Raw genomic sequence first — 18,110 nt, 5'->3', positions numbered from 1 at the left:
GACCCCTCCCCCTCGACGTCCGCGTGACCATACGTCAACTCCCTGTAAAGGGCACGAAAAGAGGGGCGGAATTCACCACATCGCCACGTCCGTGCGCAGGTCACGCATACTGTCGGGACCCTTCGGGCGCATTGGCCCGAAGTAAAGGACATCCACGAGGACATCCACGAGAACGTCCACGCGAACATCCAGGAGAGGTGTCATGCCGTTCACTCTCAGCCATGCGGCCGCCGTACTTCCGGCCATCCGCCGGACAGGGCGTGCGCGGGGCCCCCTCGTCGCCTCGGCCCTGGTCCTCGGGTCGTTCGCGCCGGACACCTTCTACTTCACGGACGCGGTCGTCGAGGGCGTCATGGCCTACGGGAGCTTCACGCACTCGCTCGCGGGGGTGTTCACCCTGGACGCAGTGCTCACCGCGGCCCTCGTGGGGTGCTGGCTGCTGCTGCGCGAACCGCTGATCGCGCTGCTGCCGCGCGGGTGGCGGGGCAGGGTGCACACCTTCGTGCGCGGCGAGGAGTGGCGCGAGCGCCGCCGACTGCCCGCGCTCGCCGCCTGGTTCTACGTGTCGGCCGTCGTCGGCTCGCTCACGCACGTGGTGTGGGACAGCTTCACGCACATCGACCGCTGGGGGACGAACGCGCTGCCGGAGCTGGAGGAGCCGGTCGCCTTCGACCTGCCCCTCTACTCGTACCTTCAGTACGGCACTTCGGCGGTCGCGGCCTGCGCGCTGCTCTGGTTCACGGTGACCGCCCTGCGGCGGCTGCCCGCCTCCGCCGCCCCCGCGTCCGTGCCGGTGCTCGGCCGGGCGGAGATCTGGGGTGCGCTCGCCCTGGTCGTGGGGTGCGTGGCGGCCGGGGTCACGATGCGCGTGCTCCGCTTCTTCACCTTCTTCGACCGGATCCGTACGCCGCTCGACATCATCCCGACGGTCTGCTTCGGGGCGGGCGGCGGCCTCGCCGTGGCCCTGCTGCTGTACGGGGTGCTCGTACGGCTGCGGCACCGCGGCGACCGCGCCGCCCGTACGGACGAGGAAACGCGGACGCCCGTCCCCACCGCCTGAGCGGGGACGGGCGCTGCCCCGGCCGTACGGGCCTCGGCCGTACGGGCCTCAGTGCGCGGCGGACTCCCAGTCCGGGCCGACGCCCACGGACACGTCCAGCGCGGCCCGGAGCTCGACGGCGGCGCCCATCTCGCGCCGCACCAGCTCCTCGACCTGCTCGCGCTCGCCCGGGGCGATCTCCAGCACGATTTCGTCGTGGACCTGGAGCAGCATCCGCGAGCGCAGGCCGGCTCCGGTGATCGCCTGGTCCACGCGCAGCATCGCGACCTTGACGATGTCGGCGGCCGTGCCCTGGATCGGTGCGTTGAGCGCCATCCGCTCGGCGGCCTCGCGGCGCTGGCGGTTGTCGCTGTTGAGGTCGGGCAGGTACCGGCGGCGGCCGAAGACGGTCGCCGTGTATCCGGTGGCGCGGGCCTCGTCGACGACCCGGCCCAGGTAGTCGCGGACCCCGCCGAAGCGCTCGAAGAAGGTCTCCATCAGGCCGCGCGCCTCAGCGGGCTCGATGTTCAGCTGCTGGGCGAGGCCGAAGGCGGAGAGCCCGTACGCGAGGCCGTACGACATGGCCTTGATCTTGCGGCGCATCTCGGCGTCGACCTGGGACCGCTCCACGCCGAACACCTGGGAGGCGACGGTGGTGTGCAGGTCCTCGCCGGTCGCGAAGGCCTCGATCAGGCCCTCGTCCTCGGAGAGGTGGGCCATCACGCGCAGCTCGATCTGGCTGTAGTCGGCCGTCATGAGGGACTCGAAGCCCTCGCCGACGACGAAGCCGCGGCGGATGGCCCGGCCCTCGTCGGTGCGCACCGGCACGTTCTGCAGGTTGGGGTCGGTGGAGGACAGCCGGCCGGTGGCGGCGACGGTCTGGCTGAAGCTGGTGTGCACCCGGCCGTCGGCGGCGATGCACTTGACCAGGCCCTCGACGGTGACGCGCAGCTTGGCCTGCTCCCGGTGGCGGAGCATGATCACGGGCAGGTCGTGGTCGGTCTGCGTGGCCAGCCAGGCCAGCGCGTCCGCGTCCGTGGTGTACCCGGTCTTGGTCTTCTTGGTCTTCGGCAGGTCCAGCTCGCCGAAGAAGACCTCCTGGAGCTGCTTGGGCGAGCCGAGGTTGAACTCGTGGCCGACGGCCGCGTGCGCCTCCTTCACCGCCTGCTGCACGGCTCCGGCGAACTGCTGCTCCATGGCCTCCAGGTGGTCGCGGTCGGCGGCGATGCCGGCCCGCTCCAGCCGGGCGAGGAGCTCGGAGGTCGGCAGCTCCATGTCGTGCAGCAGCTCGGCGGCGCCCACCTCGGCGAGCTTGTCGGTGAAGGCGTCGCCCAGGTCGAGGACCGCGCGGGCCTGCGCCATCAGCGCCTCGGCCTCGGCGGTGTCGTCGGCGCCGAAGGCCAGCTGGCCGTCGGCGGCGGCGGGCGCCAGCTCGCGGTGCAGGTACTCCATGGACAGCACGTCCAGGCCGAAGGACCGGCGGCCGGGCTTGACCAGGTACGCGGCGAGCGCGGTGTCCATGGCGACGCCGCCCAGCGACCAGCCGTGCTCGGGGAAGACCCGCCACAGCGCCTTCGCGTTGTGCACGACCTTGGGGCGTGCCTCGTCCGAGGCCCAGGCGCGGAAGGCCAGCTCGTCGGCCTCGTCCAGCGACAGCGGCTCGAACCAGGCTGCCGCCCCGCCGGCCGCGGCCAGCGCGACCTCGGTGATCCGGCCGGCGCCCAGCGCCCAGCTGTCGACGGTGGCGATGCCCAGCGGTCCGCCCGCGTGGGCCTCCAGCCACGGCGCCAGCTCGCCCGTGCCCAGGACGGAGGCGTCCAGCTCCACGCCGGCCACCGGAGCCGGGGGCTCCTCCTCGGCGGCGCCCGGGTCCACGGCGAGCAGCCGCTCGCGCAGCGAGGCGTTGCGGATCTCCAGGACGTCCAGGACGCCGAGCATGGCGGTCCGGTCGTAGGCGACGCGGGCCAGGTCGGCGGGGGTCTTGGGCAGCTCCACGTCCTTGACCATCTCGGTCAGGACCCGGTTGAGCTTGACGGCCTCCAGGTGGTCCCGGAAGTTCTGCCCGGCCTTGCCCTTGACCTCCTCGGCGCGCTCCACGAGCTCCGCGAACGACCCGAACTGGGTGATCCACTTGGCTGCGGTCTTCTCGCCGACGCCGGGGATGCCCGGCAGGTTGTCGGACGGGTCGCCGCGCAGCGCCGCGAAGTCCGGATACTGCTGCGGGGTGAGCCCGTACTTCTCCTCGACCTTCTCGGGCGTGAACCGGGTGAGCTCGGAGACGCCCTTGGTCGGGTAGAGCACGGTGGTGTGCTCGGACACCAGCTGGAAGGAGTCCCGGTCGCCGGTGACGATCAGCACGTCGAAGCCGAGGGCCTCCGCCTGCGTCGCCAGCGTCGCGATCACGTCGTCGGCCTCGAAGCCGTCGACCGCGAACCGCGGCACGTGCATCGTGTCGAGGAGCTCGCCGATCAGCTCGACCTGGCCCTTGAACTCGTCGGGGGTCTTGGAGCGGTTCGCCTTGTACTCGGGGAACTCCGTCGAGCGCCACGTCTTGCGCGAGACGTCGAACGCCACCGCGAAGTGCGTGGGCGCCTCGTCGCGCAGCGTGTTCGCCAGCATCGACGCGAAGCCGTAGATGGCATTGGTCGGCTGGCCGGTCGCGGTCGTGAAGTTCTCCGCGGGCAGCGCGAAGAACGCCCGGTACGCCAGGGAGTGCCCGTCCATGAGCATCAGGCGGGGGCGGTCCGCTGCGGTCGTCTGGTCCGTCTTCTTCGATGCTGTCTCTGCCACGCCCCCGATCCTAGGCGCCCCCACCGACAAATCCGGACGGCCTGCGCGCAGGGGCAAATCCGCCGTCGGTGATGTCGGCGGGGCGTGACAGGATCGGTGTATACGACAGGACTGTTCAAAGGGGAGCGTCATGGCCACCAAGCCGCCCGCAGGTGATCCGGTACAGGATGCTCCGCAGGTCGCGCCCCCGAAACACGCGGCCGCGGGGCTGCCCGCGATCGGGCACACCCTGAGGATCGCCCAGCAGCAGATGGGCGTGGCCCGCACCGCCCGCACCCTGCTCAAGGTCAACCAGAAGGACGGCTTCGACTGCCCGGGCTGTGCCTGGCCCGAGGGCGACAAGCGGCACACCGCCGAGTTCTGCGAGAACGGCGCCAAGGCCGTCGCGGAGGAGGCCACCCTGCGCCGGGTCACCCCGGAGTTCTTCGCCGCGCACCCGCTGGCCGACCTGGCCACCCGCTCCGGGTACTGGCTGGGGCAGCAGGGCCGGATCACCGAGCCCATGTATCTGCCGGAGGGCGGCGACCGCTACGAGGCGATCAGCTGGGAGCGGGCCTTCGCGGTCCTCGCCGAGGAGCTGACCGCCCTCGCCTCCCCCGACGAGGCCCTCTTCTACACCTCGGGCCGCACCAGCAACGAGGCCGCGTTCCTCTTCCAGCTCTTCGCCCGCGAGTTCGGCACGAACAACCTGCCCGACTGCTCCAACATGTGCCACGAGTCCTCGGGCTCCGCGCTGAACGAGACCATCGGCATCGGCAAGGGCAGCGTCTCCCTGGAGGACCTCCACCGGGCCGACCTGATCATCGTCGCCGGGCAGAACCCCGGCACGAACCACCCGCGCATGCTCTCCGCCCTCGAACAGGCCAAGTCCGCCGGCGCGAAGATCATCTCGGTGAATCCGCTGCCCGAGGCCGGCATGGAGCGGTTCAAGAACCCGCAGACGCCCCTCGGCATGCTCAAGGGCACCGCCCTCAACGACCTCTTCCTGCAGATCCGCATCGGCGGCGACCAGGCCCTCTTCCGCCTCCTGAACAAGCTGGTCATAGAGGCGGGCGGCGCCACCGACGAGGCCTTCATCCGCGAGCACACCCACGGCTACGAGGAGTTCGCGGCCGCCGCCAAGGAGGCCGACTGGGCGGAGACCCTCACCGCCACCGGCCTGACCCGGCCGGAGATCGAGCAGGCGCTGGCCATGGTCCTGGCCTCGGAGCGCACGATCGTCTGCTGGGCCATGGGCCTCACCCAGCACAAGCACGCCGTCGCCACCATCCGCGAGGTCGTCAACCTGCTCCTGCTGCGCGGCAACATCGGCCGGCCCGGCGCCGGCGTCTGCCCGGTCCGCGGCCACTCCAACGTGCAGGGCGACCGCACCATGGGGATCTTCGAACGGCCCGCGCCCGCCTTCCTCGACGCCCTCGACAAGGAATTCGGCATCACCTCGCCGCGCGGGCACGGCTTCGACGTGGTCCGCTCCATCGAGGCCCTGCGCGACGGCAAGGCCAAGGTCCTCTTCGCCATGGGCGGCAACTTCGTCGGCGCCACCCCCGACACCGAGGTCACCGAGGCCGCGATCCGCCGCGCCTCCCTGACCGTGCACGTGTCCACGAAACTGAACCGCTCCCACGCGGTCACCGGCCGGCGCGCCCTGATCCTGCCCACCCTCGGCCGCACCGACAAGGACGTGCAGGCCTCCGGCAAGCAGTTCGTCACGGTCGAGGACTCCATGGGCATGGTCCACTCCTCCCGCGGCAACCTCGCCCCCGCGAGCCCGCACCTGCTCTCCGAGCCCGCGATCGTGGCCCGGATGGCCCGCGCGGTCCTCGGCGCCGCCTCCGCCACCCCGTGGGAGGAGTTCGAGCGGGACTACGCCTCGATCCGCGACCGGATCGCCCGCGTGATCCCCGGCTTCGAGGACTTCAACGCCAAGGTGGCCCGCCCCGGCGGCTTCCGGCTGCCGCACGCCCCGCGCGACGAGCGCCGATTCCCCACCACCACCGGCAAGGCGAACTTCACTGCCGCGCCCGTCGAGTACCCGAAGATCCCCGAGGGCCGGCTGCTCCTGCAGACCCTGCGCAGCCACGACCAGTACAACACCACGATCTACGGCCTGGACGACCGCTACCGCGGCATCACCGGCGGCCGTCGCGTCGTCATGGTCAACCCCGAGGACGCCGCCGAGCTGGGCCTGGCCGACGGCTCGTACACCGACCTCGTCAGCGAGTGGAAGGACGGCGTGGAGCGGCGGGCGCCCGGTTTCCGCGTCGTGCACTACCCGACGGCGCGCGGCTGCGCCGCCGCGTACTACCCGGAGACGAACGTGCTGGTCCCGCTGGACTCCACCGCGGACACCAGCAATACCCCGGCGAGCAAGTCCGTCGTCGTGCGATTCGAACCGGCCTGATAGAACGACCTCAGGACAAGAAGGTTAACGAGCGTTGACGAACGGAGCCTGACCATGGGCGAGCAGCACGCAGTGAAGTTCCCGCAGGAGGTCCTCGACGAGTACGCGGCCCTGGGCATCGACCTGCCCTCGCTGTTCTCGGCGGGACACCTCGGCGAGCGGATGGACATCCGCATCCTGGAGGCCTCGGCCGACCGTGTCGTCGGCACCATGCCCGTCGAGGGCAACACCCAGCCGTACGGGCTGCTGCACGGCGGGGCCTCGGCCGTGCTGGCCGAGACCCTGGGCTCGGTCGGCGCGATGATGCACGGCGGCATCACCAAGATCGCCGTCGGCGTGGACCTGAACTGCACCCACCACCGGGGCGCCCGCAGCGGCATCGTCACCGGCGTCGCCACCCCGGTCCACCGCGGCCGCACGACGACCACCTTCGAGATCGTCATCACCGACGAGCAGGACAAGCGGATCTGCACCGCCCGCCTGACCTGCCTGCTGCGCGACGTCGACCAGGCCGCCGGGGCCCCCGCCGGAGCCTGACCCGGCCCGCACGGGCCACCGCCGCGCCCCGGGAGTCAGACCGCCCCCTCACCGGGGGACTCCCGGAGCCGGCCCAGTTCCTTCACCGCGTCCGCCGCCTCCCCGCGCACGCCCGGGTGGTGATGGCGGAGGAACCGCCCGACGACCGGCAGCACCGCCCGGTCGTCCGTGCAGCCGAGGCGCTCGACCGCCCGCTCGGCGTCGTCCTGGCTCAGGCGGCCCGTCTCCAGCATGTCGCCGACGACTTCGAGGCAGCCGTCCCGGCGGCCCGTGTCGGGGGCGTCCAGCTCCTGCCAGGCCGCTTCGACCCACGCCTCGGGGCTCCGGTATCGGTTCACGGCCGGGAGCACAGGGGACACGCTCGCTGCCCGCCGACAGCGTCTGCCCGCCCCGGGCCGGGGATCCGGACGTTCCCGGACCGATCCCCACCGGCAACCGCCCGGAATCCGCCAGTCCGCACGCTTCGCGGTGACATCTGTTGTGTCACCGATGGTGACCGCCTACCTTCCCCTCATGGGGACCATGCCACGCCCGGCCCGGTACGCCGCCCACACCCTCCTCGCGGTGCTCGCCCTGACCGGATGCTCTTCCTCCGCACCACCCCGCGCGGCGCTCTCGGAGAGCCCATCCGCCAGCCCTTCCTCGCCCGCACAGGTCTGCACGAGCCTCGTCTCGTACTGGGCGAAGGAGACCCTCATGGGCACCAAGTGGTCCGGGCTCGACTGGGAACAGAAGGGCCTGTCGAACGACCAGTACGCCATCCACGAGGACGCCGTCGCCGCAGGCCGCGCCGAGGAGCGAACTGCCGGACAGGACAAGGCACTTGAGCTGATCGACCGCTTCGTGGCCCGGCGCTGCGCCGAGCAGGACGGCGCGACCCGCAGCTCGGAGAACTGGCGACCCCCGACGTGACCCGGGTCACCGCATTCCCGAGCACGCTGTCCGGCTTCCGGGCAGATTCGCGCATACGGCCGAACCGCAGGTCGGAGGCCATGTCGCCGACCTGGACAAGATCCATCCGGTGGGGACGGATCGAGCACGTCATTACTCTGAGTAATTCACATGCCGTACGCAATCCGTCTTTTCCTCCGAGAATCGCCACTGGGGGGATTCCTTCAGACACGCACCGCCACATTCGGCCGAATTTGATCTAAGACAGGTGCATGAAGGCCTCAAGCCCCTTAGGGGAACAGGTATTTCTCAGGATGCGGACACTATTCACCGTCACCAAATGTCCGTTGTGTCCACACTCCCGCCACACATTCTTGGCCTTGGCATAACAAGAGCGTCACATCCTCCTTTCCCGCCTCCCGGTGCTCACCACCTCGGGCCTAGAGTCACGGCCAGTCACCGCGCCACAGAGCGCGAATCAGCACGGCCGTGGACCTCCCAGTGCGGCCCGGCGACCTAACGGCACCTCTCACGAGAGAGCCGCGCCAGGGAAAGGAAGAATCGTGCGACACCGTTCTTTGCTCGTCCTCACCACCGTGATCACCACGGGAGCACTGACCCTCACCGCTTGCGGATCGCGCGACGGAGACTCCAAGGACAACGGCGGCGGCAAGAAGACCGTCGTGGTCATCGGCGTGGACGCCCCGCTCACCGGCTCGCTCTCCGCGCTCGGCCAGGGCATCAAGAACTCCGTCGACCTCGCGGCCAAGACGGCCAACAAGAACAACGAGGTCCCGGGCATCGAGTTCAAGGTCGAGGCCCTCGACGACCAGGCCGTCCCCGCCTCCGGCCAGGCCAACGCCACCAAGCTCGTCGGCAACAAGGACGTCCTCGGTGTCGTCGGCCCGCTGAACTCCGGCGTCGCCCAGCAGATGCAGGGCGTCTTCGCCTCCGCCAACCTGGCCCAGGTCTCCCCGGCCAACACCAACCCCGCGCTCAGCCAGGGCGACAACTGGGGCAAGGGCGAGTTCAAGCGCGGCTTCAAGACCTACTTCCGCACCGCCGCCACCGACGTGGTCCAGGGCAAGTTCGCCGCCCAGTACCTCTTCAAGGACGCCGGCAAGAAGAAGGTCTTCATCGTCGACGACAAGCAGACCTACGGCGCCGGCCTCGCCGCGATCTTCGCCGACGAGTTCAAGAAGCTCGGCGGCGAGGTCGTCGGCACCGACCACGTCACCGTGAAGGAGACCGACTTCTCCTCCACCGCCGACAAGGTCAAGACCTCCGGCGCCGACTCCGTCTACTTCGGCGGCCAGTACCCCGAGGGCGGCCTGCTCGCCGACCAGATCAAGAAGACCGGCGCCAACGTCCCCCTCATGGGCGGCGACGGCATCCAGGACCCGGCCTTCATCAGCGCCTCCGGTGAGGCCAACGAGGGCGACCTCGCCACCTCGATCGGCTACCCGGTCGAAAAGCTCGACACCGCCAAGAAGTTCATCGAGGACTACAAGGCCGAGGGTTACAAGGACCCGTACGCCGCCTACGGTGGCTACTCCTACGACGCCGGCTGGGCCGTCATCCAGGCCGTCAAGGCCGCCGTCGCCGCCAACAGCGGCAAGCTGCCCGCCGACGCCCGCGCCAAGGTCGTCGAGGCGCTCGGCAAGGTCTCCTTCGAAGGCGTGACCGGCAAGGTCGCCTTCGACGAGTACGGCGACACCACCAACAAGCAGCTCACGGTCTACAAGGTCGAGGGCGGCAAGTGGGTCGACGTCAAGAGCGACACCTTCAACCAGTAAGCCCCTAGTCCCCAGCACCACCCGCACCACCTGAACCAACCGCCGCGCGAGGGCGCAAACAGCGCCCTCGCGCGGAGTCTTATCCGACACGCTCATCGGAGGCCCTGCGGTGCACGAACTGCCGCAACAGCTGGCCAACGGCCTGGCCCTCGGTGCTCTCTATGGTCTCATCGCCATCGGGTACACCATGGTCTACGGCATCGTCCAGCTCATCAACTTCGCCCACGGCGAGATCTTCATGATCGGCGGCTTCGGCGCGCTCAGCGCCTACGCCATCCTCCCGACCGGCACCTCCCTGCTGATCGCGATACCCGTCATGATCGTCGGAGGTGCTGCCACCTCCGTCGCCGTGGCCTGCGCAGCCGAACGCTTCGCCTACCGCCCCCTGCGCAGCGCCCCCCGGCTCGCACCCCTCATCACCGCAATCGGCCTCTCGATCGCGCTCCAGCAGCTCGTCTGGCAGTTCTACCCGGACGCCAAGAAGGCAGTCAGCTTCCCCGAGTTCAAGGGCGCGGCCTTCAAGATCACCGACAACCTGGCGATCCAGCGCGCGGACCTCTTCGTCCTCATCCTCGCCCCGCTCTGCATGCTCGCCCTCGGCATCTTCGTCCAGAAGAGCCGCAGCGGCCGCGCCATGCAGGCCACCGCGCAGGACCCCGACACCGCCAAGCTGATGGGCATCAACACCGACCGCATCATCGTCATGGCCTTCGCCATCGGTGCAGCGTTCGCGGCCGTCGCCGCCGTCGCCTACGGCCTCGACAAGGGCCAGATCAACTTCGAGATGGGCTTCATCCTCGGCCTCAAGGCCTTCACCGCGGCCGTCCTCGGCGGCATCGGCAACATCTACGGAGCCATGGTCGGCGGCGTCGTCCTCGGACTCGCCGAAGCCCTCTCGATCGCCTACATCGAAGAGATCCCCGGCATGCAGCAGCTCGGCGGTGGAGCCTGGTCCAACGTCTGGGCGTTCGTACTCCTCATCGTCGTCCTCCTCGTGCGGCCACAAGGCCTGCTCGGTGAGCGCGTCGCGGATCGGGCGTGAGAACCATGACCACCAACACCACCCCGCAGACCGACACGGTGAAGCAGGGCCCCGCGCCCACCGCACTCCTGTACGCGGTCATCGGCGGCAGCCTCCTCACCATCGTCAGCGCCTTCCTCGCGTGGACGTGGACCGCCGAGTTCCCCGGCGACCTGACCTACTACGGAAGCCCCGCCGGCCTCCAGTACGTCACCCTCGCCGGAGCCGCCCTCACCCTCGCCTACGCGCTCTCCGCGCTCGGCGTCAAGGGCCTCGGCTGGCTCACCCCCGCCGGCTCCCGCAAGGCCGTCTGGTTCCTGGCCCTCGGCAGCCTCGCCGCCACCTGGTTCACGGTCATCTCCATCACCGTCGTCCTCGGCGGAGTGATCAACCTCGAACCCGGCGCGTACGTCGCCCTCGTCGGCTCGCTCGTCCCGGCCCTCGCCGCGTACAAGCTCCCGGACGACACCCGCAAGGCGGCCCCCGCCAAGCAGCTGCCCTCCTGGGCCGAAATCCTCATCATCACCGGCATCTTCGCCATCGGCCTCTTCGTCATCACCTTCGGCATCGACACCGATGACAAGGAACCGCAGCTCTTCGTCGCCTACCTGATCACCGTCGGCTTCGTGGCCCTCGCGATGAACAAGGCAGGCCTCTTCGCCCGCCTCGGCGGCATCACCGCCAAGCACCGCCAGGTCACCCTCATCGGAACCGCGGCCGCGGCGATCGCCTTCCCGTTCATCCAGCAGAGCGGCGACACCTACACGCTCATCGCGGTCAACATCCTGATCTTCGCGACCGTCGCCCTCGGCCTCAACGTCGTCGTCGGCCTCGCCGGCCTCCTCGACCTCGGCTACGTCGCCTTCCTCGGCGTCGGTGCCTACGCCGCGGCCCTGGTCTCCGGAAGCACCGCCTCCGCCTTCGGCATCCACCTGCCCTTCTGGGCAGCGGTCATCGTCGGCGCCCTCGCCTCGCTCATCTTCGGCGTGGTCATCGGAGCCCCGACCCTGCGCCTGCGCGGCGACTACCTCGCCATCGTCACCCTCGGCTTCGGAGAAATCTTCCGCATCGCCATGGGCAACCTCGACGGCACCTCCGGCCCGGACATCACCAACGGCCCCAACGGCATCCCCAACATCCCCCACCTCGAACTCTTCGGGTGGAACTTCGGGGAATCCCACGTGGTCGGCGGCATCACCCTCGGCGCCTACGCCAACTACTACTTCCTGATGCTGCTCGTCATGGCCCTGGTCGTCGTGGTCTTCGCCCGAGCCGGCAGCAGCCGCATCGGCCGCGCCTGGGTCGCCATCCGCGAGGACGAGACCGCCGCCGAAGCCATGGGCATCAACGGCTTCAAGGTCAAGCTCATCGCCTTCGCCCTCGGCGCCACCCTCGCCGGCCTCGCCGGCACCGTCCAGGCACACGTCAACAGCACGGTCGTCCCCGAGAACTACGTCTTCGCCGGGCCCGTCCCGCCGAACTCCGCGTTCCTCCTCGCGGCCGTCATCCTCGGCGGCATGGGCACCATCCGCGGCCCCATCCTCGGCGCCGCACTGCTCTTCCTGATCCCGGCGAAGCTGGCCTTCCTCCAGGACTACCAGCTCCTCGCCTTCGGCATCGCCCTCATCCTGCTCATGCGCTTCCGCCCCGAAGGCCTCATCGCCAACAAGCGCGCGCAGCTCGAGTTCCACGACGACACCGCTGACCAGGCCCCCACGGACCTGGCCACCGCCAAGGCGGGGGCGTGAACATCATGACGACCACCACGGACACCACCACCAAGACCACGGTTCTCGAAGCCAAGGGCGTCACCATGCGCTTCGGCGGCCTCACCGCCGTCAAGGGCGTCGACCTCCAGGTCAACTCGGGCGAGATCGTCGGACTCATCGGCCCCAACGGCGCCGGCAAGACCACCTTCTTCAACTGCCTCACCGGGCTGTACGTCCCCACCGAGGGATCCGTCAGCTACAAGGGCACGGTCCTGCCTCCCAAGCCCCACAAGGTCACCGAAGCCGGCATCGCCCGCACCTTCCAGAACATCCGGCTCTTCCACAACATGACCGTGCTGGAGAACGTCCTCGTCGGACGCCACACCCGCACGAAGGAAGGCCTCTGGTCCGCCCTCCTGCGCGGCCCCGGCTTCAAGAAGGCCGAAGCCGCCAGCGAGGCGCGCGCCATGGAACTCCTCGAGTTCATCGGCCTGGAGAACAAGGCCCAGCACCTGGCCAAGAACCTCCCGTACGGCGAGCAGCGCAAGCTGGAGATCGCCCGCGCCCTCGCCAGCGACCCCGGCCTCATCCTCCTGGACGAGCCCACCGCCGGCATGAACCCGCAGGAAACCCGCGCTGCCGAAGAACTCATCTTCGCCATCCGCGACATGGGCATCGCCGTCCTCGTCATCGAGCACGACATGCGCTTCATCTTCAACCTCTGCGACCGCGTCGCCTGCCTCGTCCAGGGCGAGAAGCTCATCGAAGGCACCGCGTCCGAGGTCCAGGGCGACGAGCGCGTCATCGCCGCCTACCTGGGCGAGCCCTTCGAGGGCGACCCGGGCGCCGCGGAGGACGCCGAGGTCGTGGCGGCGGAAGCCGCCGCAGCAGAGGCCGCCGCCGAGGCGGAGGCCACGGACACCGACACGGCGGCCGAAGCGGACAGCACCACCAGCACCACCAGCACGGAAGGAGAGGCCAAGTGACCGCACTGCTCAAGGTCGAGGACCTCAAGGTCGCCTACGGCAAGATCGAAGCCGTCAAGGGAATCTCCTTCGAGGTCAACGAAGGCGAGATCGTCTGCCTCGTCGGCACCAACGGCGCCGGCAAGACGACCACCCTGCGCACCCTCTCCGGGCTCATCAAGCCCAAGAGCGGCAGCATCACCTTCGACGGCAAGCCCCTCGCCAGCGTCCCCGCCCACAAGATCGTCTCCCTGGGCCTCGCCCACTCCCCCGAGGGACGCCACATCTTCCCCCGGCTGACGATCGCCGAGAACCTCCAGCTCGGTGCCTTCCTGCGCACCGACAAGGAGGGCATCGAGAAGGACGTCCAGCGCGCCTACGAGATGTTCCCCATCCTGGGCGAGCGTCGCAAGCAGGCCGCCGGCACCCTCTCGGGCGGTGAGCAGCAGATGCTCGCCATGGGCCGCGCGCTCATGTCCCAGCCCAAGCTGCTGATGCTGGACGAGCCCTCCATGGGTCTGTCCCCGCTGATGATGCAGAAGATCATGGCGACCATCAAGGAGCTCAAGGCCACTGGCATGACGATCCTGCTCGTCGAGCAGAACGCCCAGGCGGCGCTCTCGCTCGCCGACCAGGCGCACGTCATGGAGATCGGCAAGGTCGTTCTCTCCGGCACCGGCCGGGACCTCCTCCACAACGAGGACGTCCGCAAGGCCTACCTCGGCGAGGACTGAGCCGTCCTGTACGCGTGAGGCCCGCCTCCCCTCGGGGGGAGGCGGGCCTCACGCATGTGCGGGGTGGACCTACTTGCCGCTGTCCTTCTTCTTCGCCTCGGCGTCCTCGATGACCACCTCGGCGACCTGCTGCATGGACATCCGGCGGTCCATGGAGGACTTCTGGATCCAGCGGAACGCGGCCGGCTCCGTGAGCCCGTACTGCGTCTGCAGGATGCTCTTCGCCCGGTCCACCAGCTTGCGGGTCTCCAGCCGCTGGGAGAGGTCCGCGACCTCCTTCTCCAGCGCGCGCAGCTCCGCGAAGCGGGAGACGGCCATCTCGATGGCGGGCACCACGTCGCTCTTGCTGAACGGCTTCACGAGGTACGCCATGGCCCCGGCGTCCCGGGCCCGCTCGACGAGGTCGCGCTGCGAGAACGCGGTGAGCATGAGCACGGGGGCGATGGACTCCTCCGCGATCTTCTCGGCGGCGGAGATCCCGTCCAGGACGGGCATCTTCACGTCGAGGATCACCAGGTCGGGCCGGTGCTCGCGCGCGAGCTCGACGGCCGTCTGCCCGTCCCCGGCCTCGCCGACGACGGAGTAGCCCTCTTCTTCGAGCATCTCTTTGAGGTCGAGACGGATGAGCGCCTCGTCCTCGGCGATGACGACGCGGGTCGTCAGCGGCGGAACGTGCGACTGGTCGGCGTCGGGCATGGGCGTCGACTCGTGCTCGGCGGTCACGGGGGGCTCCTTGTTGCAAGGCGATTCAGCTCCCCCGAGCCTACCTAGCTCCTGTATGTTTGTGACACGGAGGGTCTTCTGTATCCTTCGTTTCGAAGGGGCCCCGGTAGCCCAGCGGTAGAGGCGATGGATTCAAAACCCATTCAGCGTCGGTTCGAATCCGACCCGGGGTACTTCTCCTTCATTTTCAAGGTCGCCAAGCGATTTTGACGATCTTCACTCGTCACGGTGAACGAAACTTCGAATTGCGGCCAACCGGACGAATAGCGGCGAAGCTCCGAACGTGGAGCACGATCCTTCGATATGCGAAGAAGTCGTTCTGCTATTACGCCGAGGCGTGACCAACCGGGTCGTGGCCGAACACCGCTGCGGAAGCAATGCGCCTCGTCATGCCCCAGCCCACAGTGGGCCGAAGGCAGCGGCACGGCTGCGTCGAGGTCAAGTCGTACACCTGGCACTGGACCTGCCTGTTCCCGCAGCACGGGCCCGGCCGCAAGCATGATCGCCGCATCGCCTTGGCGGACTGGCATCGGGCCCAGGCGCGAGACGGTGGCGCCGCACCGCACTGCCTAAGCTGCCGCCATGAACGACAGCACACGCATACGGATCAGGCCCGGCGGGCTCGGCGACGTGGTGGGCATTCTCGGGATGCTCGACTCCGCCGTGGCGTGGATGAACGCGCGGGGCAATACCGAGCAGTGGGGCACGGTCCCGTACTCGCAGCGGCCCGGCGGGGTGGCGCGCGTCGAGCGGTACACGACCGAGAACGTGCCCTACGTCGCGGAGTTGGGCGGGGTGGCCGTCGGAGCTCTGGTGCTGGATTCCGGGCCCAGCCCCCAGATGCCGATCGCGCCGGCCGGTGAGCCGGAGCGGTACGTCCGGCTGCTGGTCTCGGACCGGCGGTACGCGGGGATGGGGATCGGGGCCGCGCTGCTGGACCATGCCGCCGAGGAGACCCGGCGGGCGGGCGTGGGGTTGTTGCGGGTGGACTGCTGGGCGGGCGGTGGGGGTGAGCTGGTCGCGTTCTACGAGCGCAACGGGTTCGCCCCCACCGAGCGTTTCGTGGACGGAGACTGGCCGGGGCAGGTGCTGGCCCTGCGGGTCGGCTGACGGACACGGGCCCTAGGGGAGGTCGGCGTTGCCGCCGAGGTTGGCGACCAGGAGGCGGAGGGTGTCGATGGTGGCCGCGTAGGTGGCGTCGTCGATGCCCTCGCGCATGCGGGCGTGGACCTTGGCGTTGCGGTCGTGGGCGCGGAGCCGGCCCGCTTCGCCGGCCTCGGTGAGGGTGAGGCGGTCGTCGGTTTCGGTGATCCAGCCGCGGGTGGCGAGGTCGGCGTAGACGGCTTCGAAGTCGGTGCCCTGGTCGTCGAAGGCGGCGAGCTTCGCGGTGAGGGTGGCGCGGGTCCATGTGCCGGGGGCGCCGGCCATGTGGTTGAGGCTCCACCAGTGGGGCTGGGTGAGGGCCTCTTCGGCGAGGGCGGTGCGGAGGCCGCCGATGACCAGGTTGGCGGCCTCGCGGCTCCAGTAGCCGATGGGCTGGGCGGCGAGCTGTTCTTCGGAGTATTCCTTGATCGTCATGCTGTGACCGTATGACCTGGAGTTAGGTTGAGGTCAAGGACGTTCGATGAGGGGAAACCGTGATGAGTGAGAAGGCCCGCAAGCTGTTCGACGCGCTCGATCTGAACGAGGACGGGCAGCTGACCCGAGTGGAGGTGATCTCGGCCCTGCGGTCGAAGGGGCCGACGCTGGCCGCGCGCGGGGATCTGCCGTTCTGGGGCGTGGGGGACGCGGACGCGTCGTCGGCGCTGTTCGACGCGGCTGATGCGAACGGGGACGCGGTGTTGACCTTCGAGGAGTTCGCGGCCGTGGTCGATCGGCGCTTCGGCTGGTAGCGCCGGGTGCGGGTGACCGCGTCGGGCCGGTGGGAGCTGCCCGACGCGGTGCGTCTCATACGTGAGGTGCGGTAGCCGCGGCTGCCGCGGCGGGCGGGTTCAGCGGACCGCGTCGCCGATGTGGTGGATGCGGACGAGGTTGGTGGATCCGCTGACGCCGGGGGGCGAGCCGGCGGTGATGACGACGGTGTCGCCGGGGACGCAGCGGCCGATCCGCAGGAGCTCTTCCTCGACCTGGGCCACCATCGCGTCGGTGGAGTCGACGTGGGGGCCGAGGAAGGTTTCCACGCCCCAGGTGAGGTTGAGCTGGGAGCGGGTGGCGGGGTCGGGGGTGAAGGCGAGGAGCGGGATGGGCGAGCGGTAGCGGGAGAGCCGGCGGACGGTGTCTCCGCTCTGTGTGAAGGCGACGAGGAACTTGGCGTCGAGGAAGTCGCCCATTTCGGCGGCTGCGCGGGCGACGGCTCCGCCCTGGGTCCGGGGCTTGTTGCGGTCGGTCAGGGGCGGCAGGCCCTTGGCGAGGATGTCCTCTTCGGCGGCTTCGACGATGCGGGACATGGTCCGCACAGTTTCGACGGGATATTTGCCGACGCTGGTCTCGCCGGACAGCATGACGGCGTCGGTGCCGTCGATGACGGCGTTGGCGACGTCGGAGGCTTCGGCGCGGGTGGGCCGGGAGTTCTCGATCATCGAGTCGAGCATCTGGGTCGCGACGATGACGGGCTTGGCGTTGCGCTTGGCGAGCTTGACGGCTCGCTTCTGGACGATCGGGACCTGTTCCAGGGGCATTTCGACGCCGAGGTCGCCGCGGGCGACCATGATGCCGTCGAAGGCGGCGACGATGTCGTCGATGTTCTCGACGGCCTGGGGCTTCTCGATCTTGGCGATGACGGGGAGGCGGCGGTCCTCCTCGTCCATGATGCGGTGCACGTCCTCGATGTCGCGGCCGCTGCGCACGAAGGAGAGGGCGATGACGTCGGCGCCGATGCGCAGGGCCCAGCGGAGGTCTTCGATGTCCTTCTCGGACAGGGCGGGGACGGAGACGGCCACGCCCGGGAGGTTGAGGCCCTTGTGGTCGGAGACCATGCCGCCTTCGACGACCCGGGTGCGGACGCGGGGTCCGTCGACCGCGGTGACCTCGAGGGTGACGCGGCCGTCGTCGACGAGGATGCGTTCCCCGGTGGTGACGTCGGTGGCGAGTCCCTTGTAGGTGGTGCCGCAGGTGTGGCGGTCGCCCTCGTGTTCTTCGACGGTGATGGTGAACTCGTCACCGCGTTCAAGGAGTACGGGTCCTTCGCGGAAGCGGCCGAGGCGGATCTTCGGGCCTTGAAGGTCGGCGAGGATGCCGACGCTGCGGCCGGTCTCGTCGGAGGCCTTGCGTACGCGCTGGTAACGCTCCTCGTGTTCGGCGTAGGTGCCGTGGCTGAGGTTGAGGCGGGCGATGTCCATTCCGGCTTCGACCAGGGCTTTGATCTGGTCGTATGAGTCGGTGGCGGGGCCCAGGGTACATACGATTTTCGCTCGGCGCATGAGGCGAGCGTATTCCCCTACCAGAGAGTAGGTAATCGCTTCCGGGTGTCCACTCAACAACCTTTGAGCAAAAGGTTGTTGACAA

General features: G+C 69.4%; 16 protein-coding genes and 1 tRNA gene. 12 read left to right on the top strand and 5 right to left on the bottom strand.

The genetic code is table 11. From position 1 onward, the window contains the following. The first annotated feature begins 202 nt into the window (after window positions 1-202). On the top strand, window positions 203-1,060 hold the full coding sequence (locus tag ACFYZ4_RS08365; RefSeq protein WP_390783386.1) for a DUF4184 family protein: 858 nt from the start codon (window positions 203-205) through the stop codon (window positions 1,058-1,060). 48 nt (window positions 1,061-1,108) lie between these two features. Here ACFYZ4_RS08365 and polA read toward each other — a convergent pair whose 3' ends face one another. Beyond that, window positions 1,109-3,829, bottom strand: a complete 2,721-nt coding sequence (gene polA, locus ACFYZ4_RS08360) for a DNA polymerase I (protein WP_351301631.1) — start codon at window positions 3,827-3,829, stop codon at window positions 1,109-1,111. 130 nt (window positions 3,830-3,959) lie between these two features. Between polA and ACFYZ4_RS08355 the strand changes: the two genes are divergently transcribed. Together ACFYZ4_RS08355 and ACFYZ4_RS08350 are read left to right on the top strand one after the other, a co-directional pair. Next, on the top strand, window positions 3,960-6,230 hold the full coding sequence (locus ACFYZ4_RS08355) for an FdhF/YdeP family oxidoreductase (RefSeq protein WP_351301628.1): 2,271 nt from the start codon (window positions 3,960-3,962) through the stop codon (window positions 6,228-6,230). A 54-nt stretch (window positions 6,231-6,284) separates the two neighbouring features. Next, window positions 6,285-6,767 (top strand): hotdog fold thioesterase, encoded by a 483-nt coding sequence (locus ACFYZ4_RS08350; protein ID WP_351301624.1) that lies wholly within the window; start codon window positions 6,285-6,287, stop codon window positions 6,765-6,767. Between the two features lie 35 nt (window positions 6,768-6,802). On the opposite strand, the gene ACFYZ4_RS08345 is transcribed toward ACFYZ4_RS08350, so the two are convergent. Continuing rightward, entirely contained in the window at window positions 6,803-7,105 is a 303-nt protein-coding gene (locus tag ACFYZ4_RS08345; RefSeq protein WP_390783385.1) for a hypothetical protein, read from the bottom strand. Window positions 7,106-7,280: 175 nt separating this feature from the next. Here ACFYZ4_RS08345 and ACFYZ4_RS08340 point away from each other — a divergent pair, with 175 nt between their 5' ends. The 6 genes from ACFYZ4_RS08340 to ACFYZ4_RS08315 all read left to right on the top strand — a co-directional run bounded on the left by ACFYZ4_RS08340 (window position 7,281) and on the right by ACFYZ4_RS08315 (window position 13,883). Continuing rightward, complete coding sequence (locus ACFYZ4_RS08340; protein ID WP_390783384.1) at window positions 7,281-7,679, top strand: hypothetical protein; 399 nt, start codon at window positions 7,281-7,283, stop codon at window positions 7,677-7,679. Between the two features lie 542 nt (window positions 7,680-8,221). Then, window positions 8,222-9,454 (top strand): branched-chain amino acid ABC transporter substrate-binding protein, encoded by a 1,233-nt coding sequence (locus ACFYZ4_RS08335; protein WP_351301615.1) that lies wholly within the window; start codon window positions 8,222-8,224, stop codon window positions 9,452-9,454. A 109-nt stretch (window positions 9,455-9,563) separates the two neighbouring features. Next, a complete protein-coding gene (locus ACFYZ4_RS08330; protein ID WP_351289453.1) occupies window positions 9,564-10,496 on the top strand; it encodes a branched-chain amino acid ABC transporter permease in 933 nt (310 codons plus the stop codon). Between the two features lie 5 nt (window positions 10,497-10,501). Next, complete coding sequence (locus ACFYZ4_RS08325) at window positions 10,502-12,223, top strand: branched-chain amino acid ABC transporter permease (protein ID WP_390783441.1); 1,722 nt, start codon at window positions 10,502-10,504, stop codon at window positions 12,221-12,223. A 5-nt stretch (window positions 12,224-12,228) separates the two neighbouring features. Beyond that, the gene (locus ACFYZ4_RS08320) at window positions 12,229-13,170 is read left to right on the top strand and encodes an ABC transporter ATP-binding protein (protein WP_390783440.1); all 942 of its coding nucleotides are present in this window, start codon (window positions 12,229-12,231) and stop codon (window positions 13,168-13,170) included. Further along, window positions 13,167-13,883, top strand: coding sequence for an ABC transporter ATP-binding protein (locus ACFYZ4_RS08315; protein WP_351289455.1), 717 nt, complete (start codon window positions 13,167-13,169; stop codon window positions 13,881-13,883). The genes ACFYZ4_RS08320 and ACFYZ4_RS08315 overlap by 4 nt, the downstream gene beginning before the upstream one ends. A gap of 69 nt (window positions 13,884-13,952) precedes the next feature. On the opposite strand, the gene ACFYZ4_RS08310 is transcribed toward ACFYZ4_RS08315, so the two are convergent. Then, the gene (locus ACFYZ4_RS08310) at window positions 13,953-14,579 is read right to left on the bottom strand and encodes a response regulator (protein ID WP_351591626.1); all 627 of its coding nucleotides are present in this window, start codon (window positions 14,577-14,579) and stop codon (window positions 13,953-13,955) included. Between the two features lie 127 nt (window positions 14,580-14,706). Between ACFYZ4_RS08310 and ACFYZ4_RS08305 the strand changes: the two genes are divergently transcribed. Both ACFYZ4_RS08305 and ACFYZ4_RS08300 read left to right on the top strand, forming a co-directional pair. Beyond that, window positions 14,707-14,779: transfer RNA gene (locus tag ACFYZ4_RS08305), tRNA-Leu, on the top strand. A gap of 409 nt (window positions 14,780-15,188) precedes the next feature. Continuing rightward, a complete protein-coding gene (locus tag ACFYZ4_RS08300; RefSeq protein WP_390783383.1) occupies window positions 15,189-15,716 on the top strand; it encodes a GNAT family N-acetyltransferase in 528 nt (175 codons plus the stop codon). Between the two features lie 12 nt (window positions 15,717-15,728). Here ACFYZ4_RS08300 and ACFYZ4_RS08295 read toward each other — a convergent pair whose 3' ends face one another. Beyond that, complete coding sequence (locus tag ACFYZ4_RS08295) at window positions 15,729-16,184, bottom strand: MarR family transcriptional regulator (RefSeq protein WP_351289459.1); 456 nt, start codon at window positions 16,182-16,184, stop codon at window positions 15,729-15,731. Window positions 16,185-16,246: 62 nt separating this feature from the next. Between ACFYZ4_RS08295 and ACFYZ4_RS08290 the strand changes: the two genes are divergently transcribed. Then, a complete protein-coding gene (locus ACFYZ4_RS08290; protein ID WP_351289461.1) occupies window positions 16,247-16,498 on the top strand; it encodes an EF-hand domain-containing protein in 252 nt (83 codons plus the stop codon). A 99-nt stretch (window positions 16,499-16,597) separates the two neighbouring features. On the opposite strand, the gene pyk is transcribed toward ACFYZ4_RS08290, so the two are convergent. After that, window positions 16,598-18,025, bottom strand: coding sequence for a pyruvate kinase (gene pyk, locus ACFYZ4_RS08285; protein WP_351289463.1), 1,428 nt, complete (start codon window positions 18,023-18,025; stop codon window positions 16,598-16,600). Window positions 18,026-18,110: the final 85 nt, after the last annotated feature.

The sequence above is a fragment of the Streptomyces sp. NPDC001513 genome (assembly GCF_042894695.1).
In the GTDB taxonomy this organism is placed as follows: domain Bacteria; phylum Actinomycetota; class Actinomycetes; order Streptomycetales; family Streptomycetaceae; genus Streptomyces.
The sequence above is the reverse complement of the archived record's forward strand: the minus strand, read 5'-3'. Positions and strand labels throughout refer to the sequence as shown.